The following is a 21599-nucleotide window of genomic DNA, read 5'->3' on the forward strand; positions in this document are numbered from 1 at the left end:
AGTCAGGAGTGGGACTGGACCGTGAACACAAACGGAAAAGCTAAGCGAGTGGTCACCAAACGCACACCAGCTTTAGAGTGCTTACGCAATTCTGATCATTTTTATCTGGTTGACCCAGCCGAAAAACTGGACTAGATCCTGCTGTGGCTCCAACCCGCTAGAGCCACAGAGCGCTATCGCACTTTTGCCGTTTCATGACATGTTTTCTAATAGTCGTAATTGCCAGCTGACTCAAACCACGGGACAGAACTTCAACGGCGCCCCTGCGCACTTGGAAAGTGTGGGATAAACGCTCCAACTTCAGCCGGACCGCGCTTACTCCTCGCCAACAGGCAGCATCGGGCTCTGTTTGCCCACGTAGGTGACGTACAGGTTGTCGCGAGCGCGGGTTGCTGCGACGTAGAGAAGCGAGCGTTCACGCAGCAGGAAGTCTTCGCGTGCTTCTTCTGATGTCATCCGGCGGAGCATCTTTGCGGGGATGACGTCTTCGCCAACCCCCATGAGGACAACGTTGACGAACTCTGTCCCCTTTGCCCGGTGCATGGTGAGGACAACGGGTGCGCCGGTCGGCATCTTTCCGCGGTCTGCGCTCTTGACGGTGATGCCTGCTTCGCCGAGTCTGCGCACAATGTCGGCCTGCTGCCGGGTGTTGCGCACCAGGATGCCCATTTCTTCGGGCCGGTGACCTTCCTGCTGGGCGTATTCGAGCCACGAGCGCACCAGCTGCCCAATGTGTTCGGCTTCTTCATCCGGTGTGGCAAAGCCCTGTACCTTCGGGGAGTATCCGTCGCGGACAGACCTGTACCCGTGCAGCGTTGCGGCGTCACCGTCGCTGTCAACGAATGTATGGCCTTCGAGAATTTGCATGGCGAAGTTCAGAATCTTGCGCGTGGTTCGGTAGTTCAGTGTCAGCCGTCGCGAACGTCCCACAATCTGAATGCCCATGCGGGACAGCACGATCGGTTTGCCGTAGATCCGCTGGTGGGCGTCTTCGGCCAGGAACATGTCGTTGCGGCCTTCGGGCGCCAGTGCGCGCAAGAATATCCAGGCGCCCGGCGTGAGGTCTTGTCCTTCGTCGATCAGCACATGGTCGGCCACATATCCGCCGCGCCGCTGCGCTGCTCCAGCCCCGGGGACATCGACTGCACGTGCGCGGGCAGCCAGAACCGCGGCCGCGATGTGCCGCGATTCCTCCCAGCTGACAGACTCTGCCCCCGACCCCTGTGCGCGGTATGCCTCGAAGGCATCCCACACTGCGTCGCGCTGGCCGCGGCTGAGCCGCACTCTCCTGTTGGGCCGCCTGACCCTCAGATACTCCTTGCGTTCGGTAATGCCATTGGGAAGCACAATCTGCTGGTATTCGTCCCGCAGGAACTCCTCGTCGCTGCCGCGTTCGGGCAGCTGTTCGGCGTACATGGTTGCCACGCGCTGCCACAGTTCGTCTTTGTTGTCGGCGCGACGCTGAATCACGGTTGTCCGCGCGGTGCCGAGCACGCTTTGCGCAGCCAGCGCGAGTTCGTCTTCCTCTGCGTTTATAAGCACTTCACTCACGAGCGCATCCACGTGCTTGATGTGCATGCCGTCCTGCCCGAGCCCGCTTGCTCGCGGGGGGACCGGGTCGAATTTCTGCACTTGTTCGACAAGGCTGTCCGCCAGTGTCGATGTGAAGGTCGTCAGCACCACACGAGGTGGAGTTCCGACTCCGATTGCATCGGAGCCTTGTCCGTAGATCCCCTCGCCTTTGCCGTAGGCAAGGCGGACTGCCCGGTGCACGAGGACGACTGTTTTGCCGGTCCCGGCACCGCCGGTGAGTCGGAAGGGGCCGTTGTAGTTCTGCCTGGCGTATCGCCGCTGTTCTGGGTGAAGGAACACTCGCCAAGCACTGAAATCGTTGTCTTCGAATACACGGCGCAGCTCTTCTTGGTCGTCGCCGAAGTCAGCGAATGTCAGACGCGCGGCGGGTGCGCGCAGACCTTCGAGCAGTCTTTCGTCGTCATCACGAGCATCATCTGCTGCAGCATCCGCGCCGGCAGACCCCGCGATGCCGAGCTTTTCCTGCACTTCATCGATACTCAATCCGGCGGCCAGATCGAGCAGTGCATCGGCCTGCCATTCCGGCGCGCTGACGCGATCGAGGACTGTCAGCAGAGCATCGACGCTGCTGACAGCGCGGGCTTCGGCAATGTATTTGGGACTCAGTCCCAGCTGGTCGCGCAGCTGTTCGTCGGTGAGAGCGCCCAAGGTTTCAGCCAGGGGTTTATCACCGAAGACAACATCGTGTGGTCCGGCCGCGGGCACCTCGGCAGAGGGTTCCGCGGTACCGGGAGGAACATCCGCACCGGCTTCCGCACCCGACTCCACAACGGGAGCACCAGCAGAAGGCGCACCCGCAACAGGGGCACATTCAACCGGGTCCTGCTCCTTCTGCGCGCTGAGCTGAGCGTCGAATTCTTCGTGATCGACTTTGTCGACCACGTGAATTTCGGACACACCGCTGACGGGGTTGAAGTCCAGGGTGATCTTCTTGGCCAGCTCAATGGCCTTGTCGTGGGGGAAGAAGCCGTAGATCAGCCAGTGGGTGCCGCCGTTTTCATTGAGTTTGAACAGGACGGCTCGCCAAAAAACATTGACCCGCCCGGTGCGAACCCGCTTGTCCCGCGAATGGTGAATCGGCTCAATATGCAAGCCCACACCGGTTGGGTCGCTGTTGAGCTTCCCAATGAAGTCGAGCACGCGCGACTTGATGGAACCGTCGACTTTGAGCGCACTCGTGTGCAGCGTAAACGCCATCAGCTGTCCCCTCCACTATTGACGAGCAATGTAGCCACGATGTCCTCCACCGTGGGTTTGACGACCGTCCACCCTTCGTCCGTGAGGTCAGCGATGTCTTCGTCTTCCGGTTCGAACAGCACGACGACTTTCTGTTCACTCCAGCTGAAGTCCATCGGGATGCCTCCGGCGGACTCTTCACCGATGTCAGGTACCGGCGTTCCCGGGTGTTGGGCGAGTTCGCCCAACAGCTGTCGTTCGCTGTCTCCCAGCAGGTCATCATCGAGCACCCTCGCCCACTGCGGAACCGCACTTTCAACCTCGATACCGGCAGCCCGCTGAACATCGGGACGTCGGCTGGGCACGGCGTCAACGCTCTGCTGCTGGGTGACGGTCGCAATGGTCGCTTCGCCGTCGCTCAGCTGTCGGAAGTTGAGCAAGTTGCTCAAGTGCAGCCAGGTCTTCCACGCCTCCATAAAGCCTTCCGCCCCGTAGTCACGGTCATCGAGCAGCGCGGCGATCGTCGGGCTGGAGTGAGATGCGGTGGGAGGCTGCACCATGACGGACAAGGGCCCGCTCTTCCACACCGACACCTGGTCATTCCCCGCTGGAGCGTCCCCGGAGGTCATGGCTTCCATGAGCGCCGTGTACAGGCCGCGTTCGGCATCGACGTCTACGGCTTTGCGGATGAAGAACATGGGAGCCCACCGGCCCACGTACGTGTATTCGCGCGGGATGAGTTCGTCGGCACCGACGCTGCGCATGTCGAGCACCAACCGCAACAGATATTCCATCGGGTTGCGCAACAGCTCGGTTGTGCGGGTTGTCCAGTCGATGCGCTTATCGTGGATGATCTTCGCTTCCACCTTCGGCGAGAACCACTCCGGCATATCTGCTTGCCGCCCGACAGCTGCCGTTTCGACATCGTCGTGTGTTAGTGACACAACAGCGTGACCCTGCCCGCGCAGGTAGGCTCGTTTCGCGGCATCGTCCGCAAGCCGTTGATGGCTGTGGATAGCGTGATATCCGAAACCGTCGGTGTAGATGTAGATCGACGGGACCTTCGGCACATTGCAGCTCAGTTCGAAGTCGGGTTTTGTCACACCGTCGACTTGCGGCTGCGGTTTGAGTGTCCACTCCAGCGCAATCCCGGGCCGTGACAGAGTCAGTCGGCTAAGTCCGCTGTGGTCAACGGTTTCGCGCACGTCCATGCCGGCTTTCTGCATCCGCTCCCGGAACACCTGGAAGAGCCGCCCCTCAAGGACCGAGGCGAAGCTTGCCTTTTCTGGTTCTTCTTCCGTTGTCTCCCACACGTCTTCCGGACCGGGCATGGAGCTGCGTCCGGCGGTGAGGATCAGTTCGAGAGCTCGTTCGGCGCTTGCTCGGCTGACCATTTGGCCTGGGTGTTCGAACGGGAGGATGCAGTTGGAGCACGCGTTGACGCTGTCGGTCTTGCAGGCGCAGCTGCGAACGGTTTGCCACGCGTCCCACAGGATCTTCCAGACGTTTGCCGGTTCGGCCAGTTCCGCCAGGTATCCGGTTCCGCCGGGCACTTGGTCGTGCAGCAGCAGAGCGGATACCACACCGCCCTCAGTTTGCGGTGCTTCTGTGCGCAGGATCCCAATGTGGGTGGGTTCACCGCCCAATCGCTGGGTCAGGCCCAAGCGGATGGCTGCTTCGAGGCTGGGCACTGCGTAGGAGTCCCCCACCAGCAGCGCTTCAGGCAAGCGCAGCAGCGCGCCCTGGGTATAGAGGGTGTGGGTCAGCACGAGCGTGCGATTGTTTTCGGTCAAGGTCTTTCGGTACGCACACCACGGCCTGTGGTCGGTGGGTTTGTTTTCGTTTGCCATGCTGTCCAGCTGACCGCAGCCTTCGCAGACGGTGAAGCCAACACTTTTGACCTCTTCACTGCTGACCATCAGCGGTCGTCCGCTGGCACGTGCACCGAAGTTAACGGTCCGAACGGCAACGGAACTCAGGTAGGCCGCACCGAAGTCGTAGCCGTCGGTGTACCACACGCGCTGTGCCTTGGACTTGTCAATGTCAGCTAGCGCGCGGATTTCAAAAGTGCGCTGTCGACGGTCGTCATCGCGGTCGGAAATGCGTGCTTCGTCGCGGTTGACCATCGCCAAGACCTTGCGAAGGGCGAGCGCCGGCACGCGCTGGCCCGCGTCGGCAATGCCCTGGCTGCAGCATCGTGGACATTCGCGCATTGTCATATCTGAGGTGCGTGAATCGTGGGTGTAGCCGCACTCGGGGCACAGGCTGAGGGTGTAGACGTCGGATTCGTCGATGCCGAAGTCGACCGCGTCCACGCGAATGGCCATTCCCTGCCCGTAGAAGGTGGCGCCCGGGGCGAAGTCGCGAATGGCCAGGCTTGTGCCCCGCTCAATTGTGAAGGAGTCGCTTTGGTATTCGACTTCGCCGCGCTGTTCGTTGCTCCAGCGGACACTGACATCGAGTTCTGTTGTGTCGTCCAACAGCGTGTAGTTGGGAAGCAGACCTTCCAGTTCAAGGGCACTGATCCAGTAGTCATGGCTACGTAGCGCTTTTTCGGCTGCCCGCTGTGCCGCTCGGGCTTGACGGAAGGCTCGCTTGTCTTCGTCGTCGCCTACGGCACCTGCTCTTTCAAGGTCTGGCAGGCTCGCAGAGATTTCCCTGAGCCTGCGTTCCAGCTGTTCGCGTTCGTCGGTGTAGCGACCGCGTGCTTTCCATAGTGCTGAGGTCAGCCCGGATTCTTGGGCATCATTCACTGTGGCCCATTGACGTAGCTCTTCAGCCGCTTCACGGACGAAGCCGTCCAGGCTGTTCAGGAACTCATCGACGTGTTCGGGCCCGTTGTGAGTGTTCTTCTGTGCAAGAGCCATCAAATACTGTGAGGGTTTTTCTCCGGCAGAAAAGAGGTCGAGGGCTGTCTGTGGTTCCACGGCGGTACCGTCATCGGCGATGAGGTCGCACAGGTAGGCCAGGTATTGGCGTTTGATGATTTCGACAGCATCCAGGTACGTGGCCGGCGGAACAACAGCGCCGTTGATGATGCTCTCGGGGTTGTTCAGTGTTGCAAGCTCACGGCCGCGCCCAGTGACGAACGCCAGGTTCAGCGCATTACCAGTCAGACGACCAGCACGGCCCACGCGCTGCACATAGGACGCAACGGTTCTGGGCAATGAGGCAAGCATGACGCTGGAAAGATCGCCGATGTCGATGCCCATCTCAAGCGTCGGTGTGGCCACCAGAACATTGGGGGCTGCCGGATTGTCCGCACTGCCTTTGAAGCCGTCTTCATATTCGCGGCGGGTTTTGTCGCTGAGGATGCTCGAGTGTTCACGCGCAACGATCCTTGACAGGTTTCCGCCCCGGTACAGGCCCCGGTAGAAGTTGGGGCCGATATCGTTGCGCTCCAGTTGACCGGAGCAGCTCACCAGCAGACACGGTGTGCCCTCGAGTGCTTTCGCGCCTTCTTCTGCAATGGGGAAGTCGGTGCGGCACACCGAACAGATGAGCCGCGGCGCGGGCCCGTCAGGCAGGATGAGTCCGATGTTGTCAGGTTCAAGCCCGTAGACGCGGCCATCGCCGTTTTCCACGGTGATACAGGTCAGCAAGCCCACCGAGGTGAGTTTGGCGAGGAGGTCCCGGGCGAGCACGGCACCGTGAGATTTTGATACGCCCAGAACCTTCGCGGTGTAGCGGGCGTACCAACCGGCTGGGCTGTCGGCAGGTTCAAAAGCAGATTCCGTGCTGCTGCCCTTGATGCCAACGGTGGGGAAAGCTGGCGCGCTGCGACCGCGTGGGAAGGCGGGCATTCCGTCCTTGCGGCGGCGCTTGCCCCAAATCCAGATGCGCGCTCCCCTGTTGCTCTTGTACTTATCGAGCCATTCGTGGTTGATGGCACCGCTCGTGCGCATGTGGTGGAGCACGCCGCGCACCCACGCTTCACGGCGAACAGGGTCACTGAAGAAGTCATCGTCGAACTCAGCAGCTGCCTGAACGGCATCGACGGTGAACAGCTCGTCAACAGCGTCGAGTGTGCCTTCGGGCAGGGATACGAGCGCGGACAGCGCACCTGTTGTTTCGAGTGTGCGGCCGTAGCGGGCCTGCAGTCCGAATTCGAGTGCGGCGTCGAACTCCAGGCGCTTTTCCACCTGGCGGCGGCCCTGGCGGGCAGGTGAGTGCGGTCGTCGCCACCAGTCGGCAATCTTGGGGAAACGATCGCCCGTCATTTCCGGCGGCAGAAGCCTGTAGCGTTCGCTTGCCGTCTGGGCAGCATCTGCCATGGCGGCAGCCAAGTCACTCAGCCTGATGCCATCACCAGCAGCGTGGGCCATGGCTGCGCGCAGCGTCAGAGTGTGCGAACGCGATTCGACAAAACCGGCCCGGTGGGCGGCATCCTGCACGGAGTCAGCAAAGACGAGGGTCTTCTTTTCGTCAGCATCGAGTTCGTGTTCACCGAACACGGTCGACAGGGCAACTGACAGCATGGTTGCCACAGCCGCTCCCAGGAACCGGATGGCGTCACGTTCACCGCAGGCCGGGCAGGTGTCAGACTGTGAGCGTTCATCAGCCTCCTTGCCGTCAAAGCGAAGCACGGGCACGATGAGTCCTTCATCAAGTTCCGCCGCGTATTCATCACTGACAGTCAACCCGAAGACATCTTCGGCTTTGATGAAGTCACGGGTCTCCACACGGTAGCCCCACAGACGTTCATGCTGGTAAGCGTCATCACCGTCATGTTCACGGAATTCCGCGGCCTCGGCTTCAGCCAGGATGAGTGTGCGCACCGCACTGGAACCGCGCACGGCTTCGCGGCGAATACTCGCGTCGGAATCTGCCGCTGCGAGTTTGAGTTCGCTCTCTGGACTGCGCATGGCCGCCCACCCGGAGCGCCCACAGTTGCGACAGTACTGGGCGGGCAGAACCTGCGCTGCGGTGTCGTCCGCTGCACCGTCGTCGAACCAGCGGAATGCCGGCTGCAGACTGATTTCGCGGTCAATACGGCTGAGCGCCCTCACCCACAGGTGTACATCGACAGTGGGAGCGGTGAGTTTTTCCCGGCTGCGCACCAGACTGAGCCCCGCAACAACCAGCGCCACGTATTCGTACACATTGCCGGTTGTGCGGCGAGCGCTGGGAATGAGTGCGTGGGCAAGATCGCGAATGTGCACTGCCGAGCGCGTCTGGTCGTAGAGCTGCCCCAACCACGCATTGCGCTTGACAGTACTGAGCCACTGCGCGGAATCATCACCAAGGGTGGAGTAAATATTGTTCCATTCGCCGGCATCCGGTGCTGCCAGTGTGGTTTCTGCGCTCGCCCGCTTCAGCCGGAACGTAGTTGCCAGTGCCCGCAGTGCGCGGTCTTCGTGGTTTTCGCCCCGAGCAATCCATTCGAGGGCCGCACCGAGGTTGAGTGAATCGAAATCAGCGGCCTCCAACTGCTTCTGCTGTGCGGTCAACTCCGCACCAGGGAGGTCGGCCCATTCGGCCACCGAGTAGCGGGATTCTGTCACGACAGCGTCGGGGCTGAACTCTTCGCCGAACACGGTGTGGGCAAAGCGCAGAATGTCGTCTGGTCCGGCGTTGTCTCCCATGGTCGCCGAGGTCGCAACGGGTGTCACCCTGCCCAACGGCCGCTGCCGGTGATCATCGGTAATCCGAGGGTCGCTATCCGGCCAGTGTTTCTTGAGTTTGAGACCCAGTCGGCGCAACAGCATGGACACGTCGGTGCCCTGGGCACCGTCATAGGTGTGGAATTCATCGAGCACCAAGTACTGCAGCGACAGAGCGCTTTCTTCCCACAGGCGCGCATCGGCTTGGCGCAGCAGCAGCTGGTTGAGCATCTTGTAGTTGGTCAGCAGGATGTCCGGCGGGTTACCGCGAATGGCTTCTCGGACGTTGATGAGTCCGTCTGCTGTTACGGCCGAACGTTCAGAATCCCCGGTTTCACCCGTGTAGATTGCCGCGCGGATGCCCTGGAACTGAGGGTCGGTGGTGATCATCTGTGCCAAGCGCTGGGCCTGGTCGGTGGCTAGAGCGTTCATGGGGTACAGGATGAGCGCGCTGATGCCTGCCCCGCCCGCGCGTTTGTGGCGGACCACGTGGTCGAGGATCGGGTAGAGGAAGGACTCTGTTTTACCCGAACCCGTGCCGGTGGTCACGAGGGTGGGCTTGGGGCGTTCGTGCGGTGCGAGGCCCCGAGTGGACAGGCGAGCGAAGGCTTCTGCCTGGTGGCCGTAGGGCGTATGTTTACCCGGCGTAATGTCGAGCGGATTGTCGGTGCGTGCGCTCGGTTTGAACGGGGTGCGAGTGCGAATGTACGGCCCGCGGAAAATGCCCGACTGTTCTTCCGTGAGGAACTCTTCCAAAGCGTGCTGTGCTGCTGAATCCGCCAGCCCGAAGGTGGTCGTCAAGTAGTCCCGCAGAGAATCCTGGATGGTCTGCACTTGGAGGGTGGGCAGCAGCTGGCTCACAGTTCATCCCCAAAGCGACGCTCAAATTCCGCATAGGCCGTGCGCATGTCCTCTTCCCTGTCCAGGGTGATGAACGGCGGCACGTACTCATAGGTGACGCCCTGAGCATTCGTTGCCGTGAGGTCATCAGAACTCGCGCTATCGCCCAATTTCTCCCAGGCCTTGAGCACATCCCCGGGGACCAATCGCCCATTGGCGTCATACCACCGCGCGCCCTGGCCCCGTCCTTGGTCATATCCGTAGAGCACGGGGAACTGCGTGCGGTACACAGTGCACAGTTCGTCAGCCGTAATGCCGAGGCTGAGTGCAACGAGTGCATCAGTTTCGACCTGCGCCTGATAACGATCAGCGGCCAGCCGGAGAGGTGATGCGGGAGTCCACGTGGATGACACGTCACCGAGATGAACAGACTCTGAAAAGCGCTGAGAACAGGTCCACCTGTCGTCGGAAGAGATGAGTGGCGCTGCTTCATTCCACAGCTCTGCGTATCCATCTGTCAGACAGTTAAGACGAAGGACGCGCAACGCCATTGCACAAAAAATACCAGGCGAAAACTTCGGAAACGGCAACGACTCAATCTGAGCCCTAAAAATGTTGTCTTTTGCAGCCGCCCTAATCATGAAGTCAGCGATCAAACTTGCCATAACTGCGTTAGCGGCTATTAGATACTCCACTTGCACTGGACCAAAGGCTATAGCGAAGACACCATCTATGTGTGAAGCTCCAGGAGGAATGATCGCTGACATCAGCGTCCGCTCCCCGGAGTTTGCCGCCATTCGGCGCCACGCAACGCGGTAGAAGTCACGAGCGGACACGCGCTCGCCGTCCACTTCCCAATGGGTGTAGGACGAGTCGTACAGGCCGTCGCGCACGGGTTTGTACGCCGTCACGGGAATTGCATCAGGCGGCAGCTGTTCCAGATCGACATCCGACCAGTCAAGGTTGTTGCGCATTGACTGGTTGGGCTGTTTATAGAACGGGTCAGCGACATGCAGATGAGGGCCTTGCAGGATGACATCTTTCCAGGAGTCAGGCTCACCCCATTCAAGGATGAAACGCCCTTCGCGACGCGCCGAGCTTTCATGCCAGCCAGCACTGAACATGGGCTGCAGCTCACCGACACGTGATGCACCCGCGAGTTTCTCGAGTACCGACTCCGCTGACCGGTTAGAGGAGTACACCATGGCTGGAGACGCGGCGCTCTGGTCTTCATTGCCGTGGAACTTCTGCCATTGCACCAGCGTGCTGCGGTCCACACGGACTATGCGGTTTGCGTGAGGCCGCAGATCCCAATGACCTTCAGGGGTCTTCAGTCCGGGTTCTTTACCGGTACCATCGTGCAAGAATGAGCGCATAACTGTATCTGGGTGGTATAGGTTCACAGCCTGGACAAAATTTGGTACATCTGCTGAACCATAAATGTTCACTCCGAAGGTTTTGTGGCTTTCAATTTCAAACAGATTGAGCCTATTCTCGAATTGCCAATGCCTCCGCAGTCGGAGATACGATTCACTTCGAAGCGCTAAAGCTTTCTCGTCCGTGAAGTGAGATTCTTTATGAATGAGTCCCACAATTCCAGCAGCGCTGACGTGTTTCCACGTCTGTTCCATGAAGCAACGAAAGAGATCCGGTTGGGTGCCCGAAATCAACGGATAAGTCGTCACATTCCTGACGAATTCCGCCATACAGACGACGTCGGTTGAACCATCGGTCACAAATTCTTGAGCACCTTGAACTTCCAGGGTCTTCGTCCTACGTTCGTTCTTGGCGGCCTCGGATGGTTTGTGTGCAAGCGTCCACCACACATCGAACTCGGCCAGTAGAGCTTCGGCATCGAGGGTCGGTCGTACCCACGGCGGGTTACCCACCTGCAGGTCAAAGCCGCCGCGACTGAACACGGTGGCGAAGTCGAGTTCCCAGTGGAAGAAACCGTGCTGCTGCGCAATCTGCTCTGCACGCTGCAACCACGGGGTCTGCTCGACGTAACCGGCGACATCAGCGACTGCTCCGGCGTACACCCTGTCGTTGTATTCGGCATCGCCCAGAGCATCCCAGTTGATGTCCTCATCGAGCATCGACTGCCCACGCTTCCAAGCAGCGGTTACATACCTACGACGCTCAAAGGGCGTTCCCAGCAGCTGTTCCAAGCCATCAAGCCATTCATCAACCGTGGGCGGCTGCGCAGCTGTTTCTGTCAGCGGCCAGAACCACAGAGCACACCAGGCATCCATTACACGGCGAAGCCGCTGGTAGGAACCATTTGCATCCTGCAGGGCCTCTTCGACTTGCGCTCGCGTAACTGTCGATCCTGGCAGGGTCTCGTCGCGACCCCACAGGGGTACGGTCCGCCGCATTTCTGCTTCGGCAATCAGGAGCCTGCGCAGAGAAAATTCCCACAGCGTGTCGACCCGCTCCGACAGTGCTCGCAGCCGTTCCACGTGCGCTTTTGTCAGCTTCTTCCGGGTGGAGTTTCGCCATGCACGCAGAGCTTTGACCGCCTCCGGTGCAAGCTTCTTGCCCTCTGTGGAATCGGCCGCAGCACCCCAGCCGGCACCGGGCAGCAGGAACTGGTACACGGTTCCCGGTATTCGGGTGTCACTCATCGGCACCCTGGTGGGTGACTGCTTCAACCAGTCTTTCGCTTCAATCTGTGCCTTGGTGTATGTCGACCGGCGAGCGCCGATGAGCGAATTGCCGCGGAGCAGGCGCAGTCCAAACCACGGTGCAGCCAGGCCTTTGACCATGGTGCCCAGCCACAGGGTGATTTCGGCCAGTTCCACAGCTGTCGAATTGAGGTCAACGCCGTACACATTGTGCAGGGCAATGTACGCCTTCGTCCTCTGCAGCTGTGCCGGATAGTCGCCCGGATCGATCTTCTGGCCCAGCTCATCCTGACGGCGCTTGAGGTAGGCCTGGGCCAGCTGATTAACGGCCTCCAGAGCGAAGGCTCCGGAGCCCAGGGCGGGTTCGCACACCGTGAGCTGCAGAATGTCCTCCGCACTCATGTCATCAGTGATGAGCTCTTCGAGTGCCTGCGACACGGTGAAGCGGGTCAGTACTTCCGGTGTGTAGTAGGAGGCTGACTGCTGGCGTTCCCGGCCTGACAGACGGAACACGAAGCTGCCCTGCGGGTGCAGAACCTTGCGCCGTTCACCCGTCACAGAGTCTTCGTAGGTGACGAAGTGCTTCTGTTCGATCTCTTCGGCTTCGCTGACGGGAACAACCCACGAACCTTTGTCCGCTTTGCCATCGGGCGCGACTTCGTAGAGGTCGGTTTCGGCAAAGAAGCCCGTGTAGGACATGAGCCCTTCGTAGACCCTGCCCAGCTGGTTGATGCCGAGTTCCGCGTAGCTGATGAAGCCGCGGTCGCGCTTGCCTGTTTCCTTTGTCATGAGCAGGCGCGACAGCACGTTCTGCAGCTGTTCGTTGCTGAGCCCAACCTGGTCGATGTACTTGGTGGCCTCGCGGCTGAACAGGTCAGCTTCGAGGGAATGGAACACAAGACCTTCGGAATCGGCCTCTGCGGGGTCCTCTGTGCGCAGTTCGTTGTGTCCGTCCTGAATCAGGCGGAACAGAACGGCCAGGGAGTCGTACAGGTGAGTGCCGCTGCCGGATTTCGTAATGGGCACCAAGGTGAGATCACGAAGACGGTCCAAGCTGTAGCCCGCCTGGTACTCGGCGGTGCCGGCGGGCACAACCTCGAGTTCCGGGGACGCTTCCGAATACAGCAGGAACAGAATGCGGTAGAGAAAGCGCAGGGCTTCTTTTGCCAGTTCCTGCGCTTCGGACTGCGGCAAGGGTTCGAGCCCCTGTTCCCGCCGCCTGCGCACAACATCGTTGGCAATGATTTCAATGGACTCGCGGACAGCTTCGCGCAGATCGTCCGACACGGATTCCGTGAACTTCACGGACTCTTCCAGCACGCCGCTGAACCAAATGGACTCATCGGCATTCGGGGCGAGCGCTGCGGCGGAAGCCAGTGCGAAGAAGCGGTCAACCGCACCATTCTTCTTGGTGTCATTGCGCTCAAACAGCAGGCTTAAGTCAATGGCCACATAGCGGCCTTCCTGCCACCTCTGCTGTTCTGTCAGCAGCGCGTATTTGCCGGCCAGCACCAGAGCAAAAGCAGGGGCGTTGTCTTCAGCAAAACGCTGAGACAGGAACGCTCCGGCCGAATCGAAGTCCTCGGTTCTTTCGGAGTCTTCGACCGGCAGGTGCATGGGTTCAAGCAGGGTGGCGGCGTGCTTGTCGAGTAGCGCTTCAACGTCATCCTGCGGGGTAGCAAACACAATGAGCGTGTGCAGCGACTCAACCGAACCGCCCCGGACTTCCAGGTAGGGAGCTTCTGAACCGTCCGCGTTCTGCGGGGTTTCAATGCTGAACTGCCCGGTGAAGTAGCCCAGCAGGTCAAGCAGGTCCCGGTAGAAGTCGATGACAGCGTCTGATCCTGCGCCCTCCAGGCGCATGAGCTTGCCCAGAAGCTGCCCGCGCTCACCCGACCACCGCGACAGCGGTGTCGGGGTATCTTCTGCGTCGAACTGTTCCCGCAGTTCCTTCACGAACTTTTGGAAGGACTGTTTGGAAGCGCCGGAGGTGAAGAAGTCATCGCTCATGAAGTCCTGGACTACGGTGATTTCTTCCATCAGGCGTTCCTCTCTGAACGGTCAGCGGCTGATTGCGGAACGACAAGCACCAGCGGTCGGATCAGTGTGCGGCTGGGCTTCATCTGACTGATGAGTGTTTCCTGGTCAACCACGCGGTGAGTGCGCTGTTTGAGCGTCTGCGTCTGGTTGAATTCAAGCGCGGCTTGGCGCCACTGGCCCGTCTGCTCCATCCAATCTCGCACGCGCTGTTCGGCGTGCTGTGCAGCAGCGTCGGTGAGGTTTTTGACTTCGCTGTTCATCGTGTCGAAGGCCTGCGCAACGAGCGGCTGGTAGTCGGACAGGTCAATCGTCCCGGCGTTCGATCGGGCCTCAGCAATACCGGTTTCGCGCAGGAAGTCCTCCACCCGTGCGACCTCTTGCTGAAGCGCCAAGCCCAAGTCTTTGGGGAACACGAGATCGCGGTACATGAGCGATACCGTGAGTCCGCGTTCATTGAGCAGTGCCGCCTGCATGAGCACGTGCGGTTCCTCAACGGTGCCCGTGACCGCGTAGATTCCGCCTCGTTTTTCAAAACCCGAAAGAGCACGATCAGCTGACCATTCCAGCAGCGGGTGCAGCGGGCCCAGGAAGTGGGCAGCGGGCCACAGGCTAGTGGAATTGGGGTCATTGCGGGCTTCGTCAACGGACTGCCGGCCCTTATCTTTGCTGGTGGCAACCAGGAAGCGGTTCTTGATGTCGCGTTCAGTGCGGTACGACTGGGGAAGTGCTTCCAGGCGGCGCATGAGGTCGTGCGGCGGCTGGAGTTCAGCCATCGACTGATTGGGGTGTTCGACCCAGCCGACTCCCCCGCCGGCCCCATCGGAGGCCAGCGGTTCGAACTGCTTGTCGTTGTAGACAGAGGCCAGTGAATCCCGCAGGAAATCGACCGCGCGGTCATAGACGTACAGGCCGTTGGAGCTGCGCGGAGCTTCGGGCTGGGAGGTGGCGGAGCTGTCGGGATTGTTGAGGTCTGCGTCGGAGTCGTCGTCGAAGATGCTGAAGAAGTCATCAAAGTCGGCGTCATCGACATCTGGGATGACGGTGTCGATGTCTTCGCGGCGATCAAGTGCTTCGCGGATAGCGCGTTCTTCGGCTTCTGCCGTGTAGCGGCCCATGAGAGCTGCCGCATCGCCCAGAGCCTTGTGGGCCTGGTTTTCCTTTTCAATGAGCTTCTTGAGCACCCGAATGTCACCGGCAAAGCCCTCGGTGTCAGGGTCGAGTACAAGCGTGGTGATCTGCGGTGGTTGAGTTTGGCCGTAGCGGTCAATACGGCCGTTGCGCTGTTTAATGCGGATAAGCGACCACGGGATGTCGTAGTGCACCAGGTGGTGGCATTGCGAATGGAGGTTCACACCTTCTGAGGCGACATCGCCGGTGACCAAAACGCGCAGCGGCGAATTGGCCCTCTTGAAGGAGTCGACAATGTCCTGCTGTTCTTCATCCGACAGACCGCCGTGCAGAATTCCGACCTGGTTCTTGCGGAGTTTGAGGTCGGTTTTGAGGTTTTCCTGCAGCGATTCCAGAGTGGCAACCCGCTCAGCGAACACGACTGCGCGAGTTTCACCGCGGGAGCTGATGCCGATTTCCTTCAGGTAGTTCAGGAGCGCACCGTACTTGCCGGTCTGCGGCTTCTTGGCCGCGCGGTTGGCGGCGACTTCGTCTTCGAGTTCCTGAGCCTGCTGCTGCAGACGGCCCAGTGCGCGCCGTTCGCGTTCAACGGCTTCGGGGTCGGCGGCCGTAGTGCCGCGGCGCGGTGAATCAGCGGCAGCTTCGCCCGGCTTGGGCAAGCGGGCAAGGCGGTTGGTGACAGTTTCGAGCAGGGCCGTTGGGCTGGACAGGAATGCCTTCGCCAGGGTCCAGGGGAACAGTGCGCTGCGTTCACCCGAATAGGGGCTGGAACCTTGCGGGTGGAGCCAGACTTCGTCGAGTTCGCGGGCGAGTTCGTTTTCCTTGAGGCTTGCGGGAACGTGGATGGCGCGGGGTTCTTCGCGTTCGGCCCAGTCGGCGCCGACTTCGCGCCGGACATCGTCGGAGTAGCGGTGGCGGCGGACAACCAGGCGGTCCAGCATCGTCTTGTCGATGTCACCGCCGGGCAGGACCGCGGTGGGTTCGAGCAGGCGGATAAGTTCGGCGAAAGATTCCTTCTTGCCGTTGTGCGGGGTGGCCGAAGCCAGGATGAGAGCGTCCGTCTGCGCTGACAGGACTGAGGCCAGGCGGTTGTTGAGTGTCGACTGGTTGGTGACGTTGTGAGATTCGTCGATGACGACGGCATCCCACGTGTGGCGGCGCAGGTGCGCCATGTAGCGGTCGGACTTCAGGGTGTCGATCGAGATGATGACGCGTTTGAAGTACGCGAAGGGGTTGCGGGTGGCGGGCAGTTTGCGGCGGATGGCCTGGATACCCTGCGAGTCCAAGCGGATAAAGGGGATGGCGAACTTCGTCCACATTTCGTGCTGCATCTGCTCCAGCACATGTTTCGGGGTGACGATCAGGATCCGTTCGCCACGGCCGCGGCGGATGAGTTCGGACAGGATGAGGCCGATTTCGATGGTTTTGCCCAGGCCCACTGCGTCTGCCAGAAGGATCCGCGGGCGAAGGTTTGCAGGGTCAAGGATTTTGCGGACGGGCGTCTGCTGGTAGTCCTTGACATCGATCAGCATGCCGTCCGACAGGGTCGGTTCGGCGAGTTCTGCCGGCAGGGCGGTTTTGCTCAGGGCAGCTTCGAGCCACAGGCGGGAGTCCCGGAACTGGGGACTCGCGTCGTGCATAAGGGGAGCTTTTCGCGGGTCAAGGACTTGGACGTGGTCGATCGAATCGAAGAACGTGGCGGTCATGTCCCGGACGAGTTCCGAAACTCCGACAACGTCAATCCGGTTGGCCGGTTTTGTGGGGACGAGCTCCCGATGGTTGGCACGTTCGTAGACGGTGCGGACGTCGGTGACGAGCCATTCTTCATCGCGGACTAAGACGATGCTGCCCGGGGCGATATTCGTTTGGGAGGAGGATTGTGCCGAGGCTGGCAGACCGCCGTTTGAAGAATCAGCAAGTTCAGGCTGTGCCGTCATCGTAGAAACCTCCTCTTCCCCCGCTACCGCCAGTGCACTGGAAGCAAGCTCTCGGTCGGCGCAGGAGCCATAGGTACGCGCAGAAACTCGCAACTATGGCTAGGGTAGTGGATTTCGCAGTCGGCATATAGGTTCGCGCGGGCGCGGCGCAATCCGGCCGAGGCACACATTCATTTTCAAACGGCGAGCGCAATGATTTCAGATCACTGCAATGGCACCAGAATACTGCGTGGCATCTCGCCGTATTTGGCTGGCGTTGCAATACCGAATGTCAGAATGTCGTTTCTGTTCAAGATCGGTTCGACCGCGTTCTTCAACCAGCCACTGCGGATTTCTGAACGGTCGGCAACTTCATCCAGTGCCACAAGCACCTTATAAATCGAGCTGTCAGAGAATTGTCGGTACGACTTCTTTACTTGGCGAACCTTCTTAGGTGTAATTCCCCGTGAGGTTGTGAACGCGTTGGGCGGGCGTTGAGCCTCCGATGCCGGTGTGGGGTCGGTGGTGATTATAGTAGTGCAACCAGTCAGCATAGGTCTCGGCTCGGGCTTCGTCGCTGTAGTAGGTTTCAGCGTAGGCCCATTCTTGGGCTAGGGTGCGGTTGAAGCGTTCAACTTTGCCATTGGTTTGCGGCCGATAGGGTCTGGTGTACCGGTGTTTGATCTCTGGGCCGAGCGTGTCGTTGAACAGGCGTGAGCGGTAGCAGGAGCCATTATCGGTCATCACCGCGGTGACGGTGATGCCAGCATCGGTGAAGAACGCTTGGGCGCGTTGCCAGAAGGCGGCGGTGTCTTGGCGTTCATTGGGCAGGATCTCGGAATAGGCCAGCCGGGAGTGGTCATCCACCGCGTGATGCAGGTAGGCGTAGCCGCGGCCTGTGTTGCCATACCCGTTGTTCTTGCGTCCAGCTGCCCCGAGTTTCCGGTGGCCGCCACCATCAGGGATCCGGCCGAGTTTTTTGATGTCGACATGCACCAGCTCCCCGGCGGTGGCCTTCTCGTAACGCACTGGCGAAAGTTTGCGCATCGGTAGTCCGGTGGCCTGATCCAACCAGGCCAGTGGTGGCATGTTGTACCGTGCTAACACCCGCCCCACCGTCGATCGAGCGATCCCCAGGTGGTAACTGATCCGATGTGGGCCCCACCGCCGGGTAAACCGAAGCGCAATAATGCGGCGTTCTCGCCGGGGTGACAGTCGGTTGGGACAGCGCCGGGGTCGAGACGAGCGGTCGGTCAACGGGTCTCCGGCCCGATACCGTGTCGCCCATTTCGACGCGGTAGCGGGTGACACTTGGAATCGCTCGGCAGCTCGACGAATCCTCCACCCCTCCTCGACGATGAGCACGGCCAGGCGTCGGCGACCTTCGGGCGTCAGGGGTGCATTAGGGTGGGACATGAAGACCTCCGGATTGATGAGTGTTGTGGTAAACCCCATCTGTACCGGAGGTCTTCTTCCTACCGCGAGTGTTCACAACCTCCCGAGGAACTACACCTAGGCCTGACATTATGAGGATGACGCGGAGCACGACGCAGTTCTCGACTGCTCGTCGAAGGACTACGCCTCAAAAGCTTCGCGATTGCACGCACGCCCAGACCCTCCGCGTTGCACAACGCGATCTCTTCACGCTCAGCAAACGTCAAAAACCGTTTCGAACGCCCATATCCCACTGGTGGTTTCACACCACCACGATCAGCCAACCACCGAAAACACGACCCCGTTGACACGCCGATCAATGCAGGAATCGCATCAGGAACCGTCCCTTCACGCACGCGATCCCAAAACTCAGCCTCTTTTTCCACCAGCAACCGATACCTGGGCACAACCAAAACCTCTTCTGACCAGAGGTGTTGCAACGACCCCTTGAACCCAAGCCCTGGGATTCTGCACAAACCATATGGGGACACAAGCCGTATGTGGACACAAGCTCAAGGAGCGTCGCGGATCATTCCAAGATAGGGGCACGTTACGCTGATCGGTTCCTGACCATAGTCCGCGATCGTCGCCGGGTGACCGGGCAGATCATCGGGAAGGATCATTACCCCGGGGGGCGATAAAGAGCGGAAGGTGGGCTCTAACCGCTATCTCATCGACGAGTCCGGCTAGCTCATCGACGAGCCCGGGTCCTTGGGAGCATGGATGTTGGCAGAACTGTCGTGGCGGGGTTAGTGCCCCTGTCGGAGGCTGACTGGCAGGCGCCCCCATCGCTGGCGTGAAATCCTCTCGTGCCATTTTCCTGTCAGATTCGTGTCAGACCCTAGGGGCAACTCCGTCACAACACATTGCGCAGTGAAGCGAGTCCGTCTAAAGATTATGTCCTACAACGCCGGCACTAGGCAGCCCGGCGCATACCGGGGATCAACGGCGGGTCCTGAGTGAAGTAGCTGTGTCCGGTTGGGGTAATGACTTTGAGCCCACCTTTCACGGGGCGCTGGGTCCAACCGTGGGTTTCTTTCATTTGGTTGCATACTGCACACAGTCCCTGACCGTTGTCCAAACTGGTCTGACCGCCATCGCGGTAGCGACGAATGTGGTCGGCGTGGTCGATCGGGTTGTCGCAGTACAGATTGCGGCACCGGTGGTCCCGGAGCACCAGCATCTTGCGCAGGGTCTGAGGGAATGCGCGGGATCGGGAGTCCATAGTGACCAGCTGGTTGGTTTCCGGGCTCGTGTAGAGTCGGCGCAGGAAGACTTCGATCTGCTCATCTTGGACCCATTCTCGGGCTAGAGCGGCCGGGATCGGACCGTATCCCACAAATTGTGCCGGGGTGTCATCGCCAGCGAACAGTGTCGCATCGGTCATGACCAGGTTGAGTTCAATGGCTCGTGGAGCCCGGAAGACCGGTGACTGGGCGTCGGAAGCCGGCTCGGGGTCTGGGGCATTCGCGGGATCGTGGGTGAGCTTGGCGATGAAGAGATCTGCCATGATCTGGTCGATGGTGCGGGGCGGAGTGGGCGTCGAAGCTGCGGTGTCATGTTGAGGGTTCTCCGCTCGCTCGGCATCATCACCAAGCTCAGCATTATCGACGACATCGGCATTATCGGTGAAGTCTTCGACCGCGCGCAACGATGCGGTATAGGCAGCCCGCTCAGCGCGGAGGATCTTTTCGGCTTGCTGGCGCAGGATATCCAGGACGGGGACCCCATATTTGGCTTCGACCAGCCCCGAGATTTCAACCATGCCGTCGGAGCGGTCAGAGCGGGCCACTTTGCGGGAGGCTTGGGCGCGATCGGATTTGTCGCGGGAGGACTGCGGTTCAAGGCGTTGAACATGGCCGCGGGCTTCATCCTTGAGCTGAGAAATCCCCAGGAACCGGTAGCGGTCCTTCAGCTGGACATCGACCTCATGCTGAGTCTGGTGTTGTGTGCCGGCTAGCTCACGGGCGAGTACGGTGACTTGGTCTTCGTTCAGATGGCCCTGGCTCAGTGCGGTGTGGGCGTGTCGGGCGTGGTGGGCTAACAGCAGTGCTTCGCGCAGGCGGGCGTTGCCTTTGGAGGGGGATTCACGACGCGCGAGTCCGATTTCGGCACCCAGTCCGCCAGCGCGTCGTTGTTTCGGGATGTTGGCGAGTTTGTCGCGACGGGTTCGTAATCGATTCAGCTGTGCGGTGGAGGCAATTTGTTGTGCAGCCAGAGCATTCTTAGCGCGTTCGGCGGCGGCAAGGTGGTCGACCAGATCACGTTCGAGATCGCGTATCTGGTCGGCGGTGAGTTCGTCTAGGGCCGGATCATCTGGGATCTCCGGCGAGGTTAAGACGCCGGGATGACCGGAGGGGCTGCGGCTGGTGCTGGGGGCGTGGCGGGGAAGCGCCGGTGTGGAATGTGTCATAGGTTCACGGTAAGTGGCCACGGCACCAAAAATCCGGGGGTGGATCTCTACTGTGGACAGTGCTGGCCCGATCCGGGATCTCGCCCCGAACCCTACGGACGAACTGTGGATGAGATCAGCTGTGGCCGAGGAGGAGACGATCGAGGAGGAGAGCGAGGCGTTCCGCTTCCGACAACGACGGTGCCGGGCTACGTCAGTCGCGGGCGGGCGCGTGCGCGGGTGCGTAGAGGCGGGCGCGTGCGCGGGTGCGTAGAGGCGGGCGCGTGCGCGGGTGCGGGAAGGAGCATCGTGGGTCTCATCGGTTCGATTCACCAGTTAGTCTGACCGGTATGGACATTACGGTGGTCGCGATCGGAAAGAAACATGAGTCCTGGGTGGCAGACGGGATCGACCGCTACGCTCAACGGTTGAAGAAGCCCTGGAAGATCAGCTGGAAGCTGTTGCCACACTCCTCTCGTGAGGGTGAGCAGGCGCGCGCTGAGGAATCCGAACGGCTGGTGGCCGCCTGTGGTGCCCACGATGAGGTCATCCTGCTGGATGAGCGCGGGACGATGCTGGATTCGGAGTCGTTATCGCGGACCTTGCAGGGCCGTTTTGATCGGGGTCGGCACGTGGTGATGCTCATCGGCGGGGCGTACGGGGTGACCGAGGAGTTGCGAGCTCAGGCGAATCTGGTGTGGTCACTATCGGATTTGGTATTCCCCCATCAGCTGGTGCGGCTGATCGTCACCGAGCAGATCTACCGGTGCCAGGAAATTGCGGCGGGACGGTCGTATCATCATCGGTGAGCTGAGATTGTTTTGTCGCAGGATCTCCGGCAGGACCGGACCGG

Annotated in this window: 9 protein-coding genes; 1 reads left to right on the forward strand and 8 read right to left on the reverse strand. The window is 60.4% G+C overall.

Features of this window, described 5'->3' with window-relative positions:
- Positions 1–315: 315 nt before the first annotated feature.
- The 8 genes from DCC25_RS07540 to DCC25_RS07570 form a co-directional block, all read right to left on the reverse strand.
- Positions 316–2790 carry a 3'-5' exonuclease gene (locus tag DCC25_RS07540; RefSeq protein WP_110101211.1) on the reverse strand — a complete coding sequence of 825 codons (2475 nt, stop codon included), beginning with the start codon at positions 2788–2790 and terminating at the stop codon, positions 316–318.
- A complete protein-coding gene (locus DCC25_RS07545; protein WP_110101212.1) occupies positions 2790–9233 on the reverse strand; it encodes a DEAD/DEAH box helicase in 6444 nt (2147 codons plus the stop codon). Before DCC25_RS07545 ends, DCC25_RS07540 begins: the two co-directional genes overlap by 1 nt.
- Positions 9230–13876: a class I SAM-dependent DNA methyltransferase gene (locus tag DCC25_RS07550; protein WP_110101213.1), complete on the reverse strand. Its 4647-nt coding sequence runs from the start codon at positions 13874–13876 to the stop codon at positions 9230–9232. The genes DCC25_RS07545 and DCC25_RS07550 overlap by 4 nt, the downstream gene beginning before the upstream one ends.
- Positions 13876–16941 (reverse strand): DEAD/DEAH box helicase, encoded by a 3066-nt coding sequence (locus DCC25_RS07555; RefSeq protein ID WP_110101214.1) that lies wholly within the window; start codon positions 16939–16941, stop codon positions 13876–13878. The genes DCC25_RS07550 and DCC25_RS07555 overlap by 1 nt, the downstream gene beginning before the upstream one ends.
- Before the next feature lie 203 nt (positions 16942–17144).
- Positions 17145–17306, reverse strand: a complete 162-nt coding sequence (locus DCC25_RS11335) for a hypothetical protein (RefSeq protein WP_158278452.1) — start codon at positions 17304–17306, stop codon at positions 17145–17147.
- A 64-nt stretch (positions 17307–17370) separates the two neighbouring features.
- Entirely contained in the window at positions 17371–18336 is a 966-nt protein-coding gene (locus DCC25_RS07560) for an IS481 family transposase (protein WP_110101245.1), read from the reverse strand.
- Between the two features lie 59 nt (positions 18337–18395).
- Entirely contained in the window at positions 18396–18845 is a 450-nt protein-coding gene (locus tag DCC25_RS11930; RefSeq protein WP_370443912.1) for a helix-turn-helix domain-containing protein, read from the reverse strand.
- A gap of 425 nt (positions 18846–19270) precedes the next feature.
- On the reverse strand, positions 19271–20767 hold the full coding sequence (locus DCC25_RS07570) for an HNH endonuclease (RefSeq protein WP_110101215.1): 1497 nt from the start codon (positions 20765–20767) through the stop codon (positions 19271–19273).
- A 329-nt stretch (positions 20768–21096) separates the two neighbouring features.
- Here DCC25_RS07570 and DCC25_RS07580 point away from each other — a divergent pair, with 329 nt between their 5' ends.
- Positions 21097–21555 carry a 23S rRNA (pseudouridine(1915)-N(3))-methyltransferase RlmH gene (locus DCC25_RS07580; protein WP_180342664.1) on the forward strand — a complete coding sequence of 153 codons (459 nt, stop codon included), beginning with the start codon at positions 21097–21099 and terminating at the stop codon, positions 21553–21555.
- Positions 21556–21599 lie beyond the last annotated feature (44 nt).

Origin of the sequence: Auritidibacter sp. NML120636, from assembly GCF_003185945.1 — a bacterium.
Classification (GTDB): domain Bacteria; phylum Actinomycetota; class Actinomycetes; order Actinomycetales; family Micrococcaceae; genus Auritidibacter; species Auritidibacter ignavus.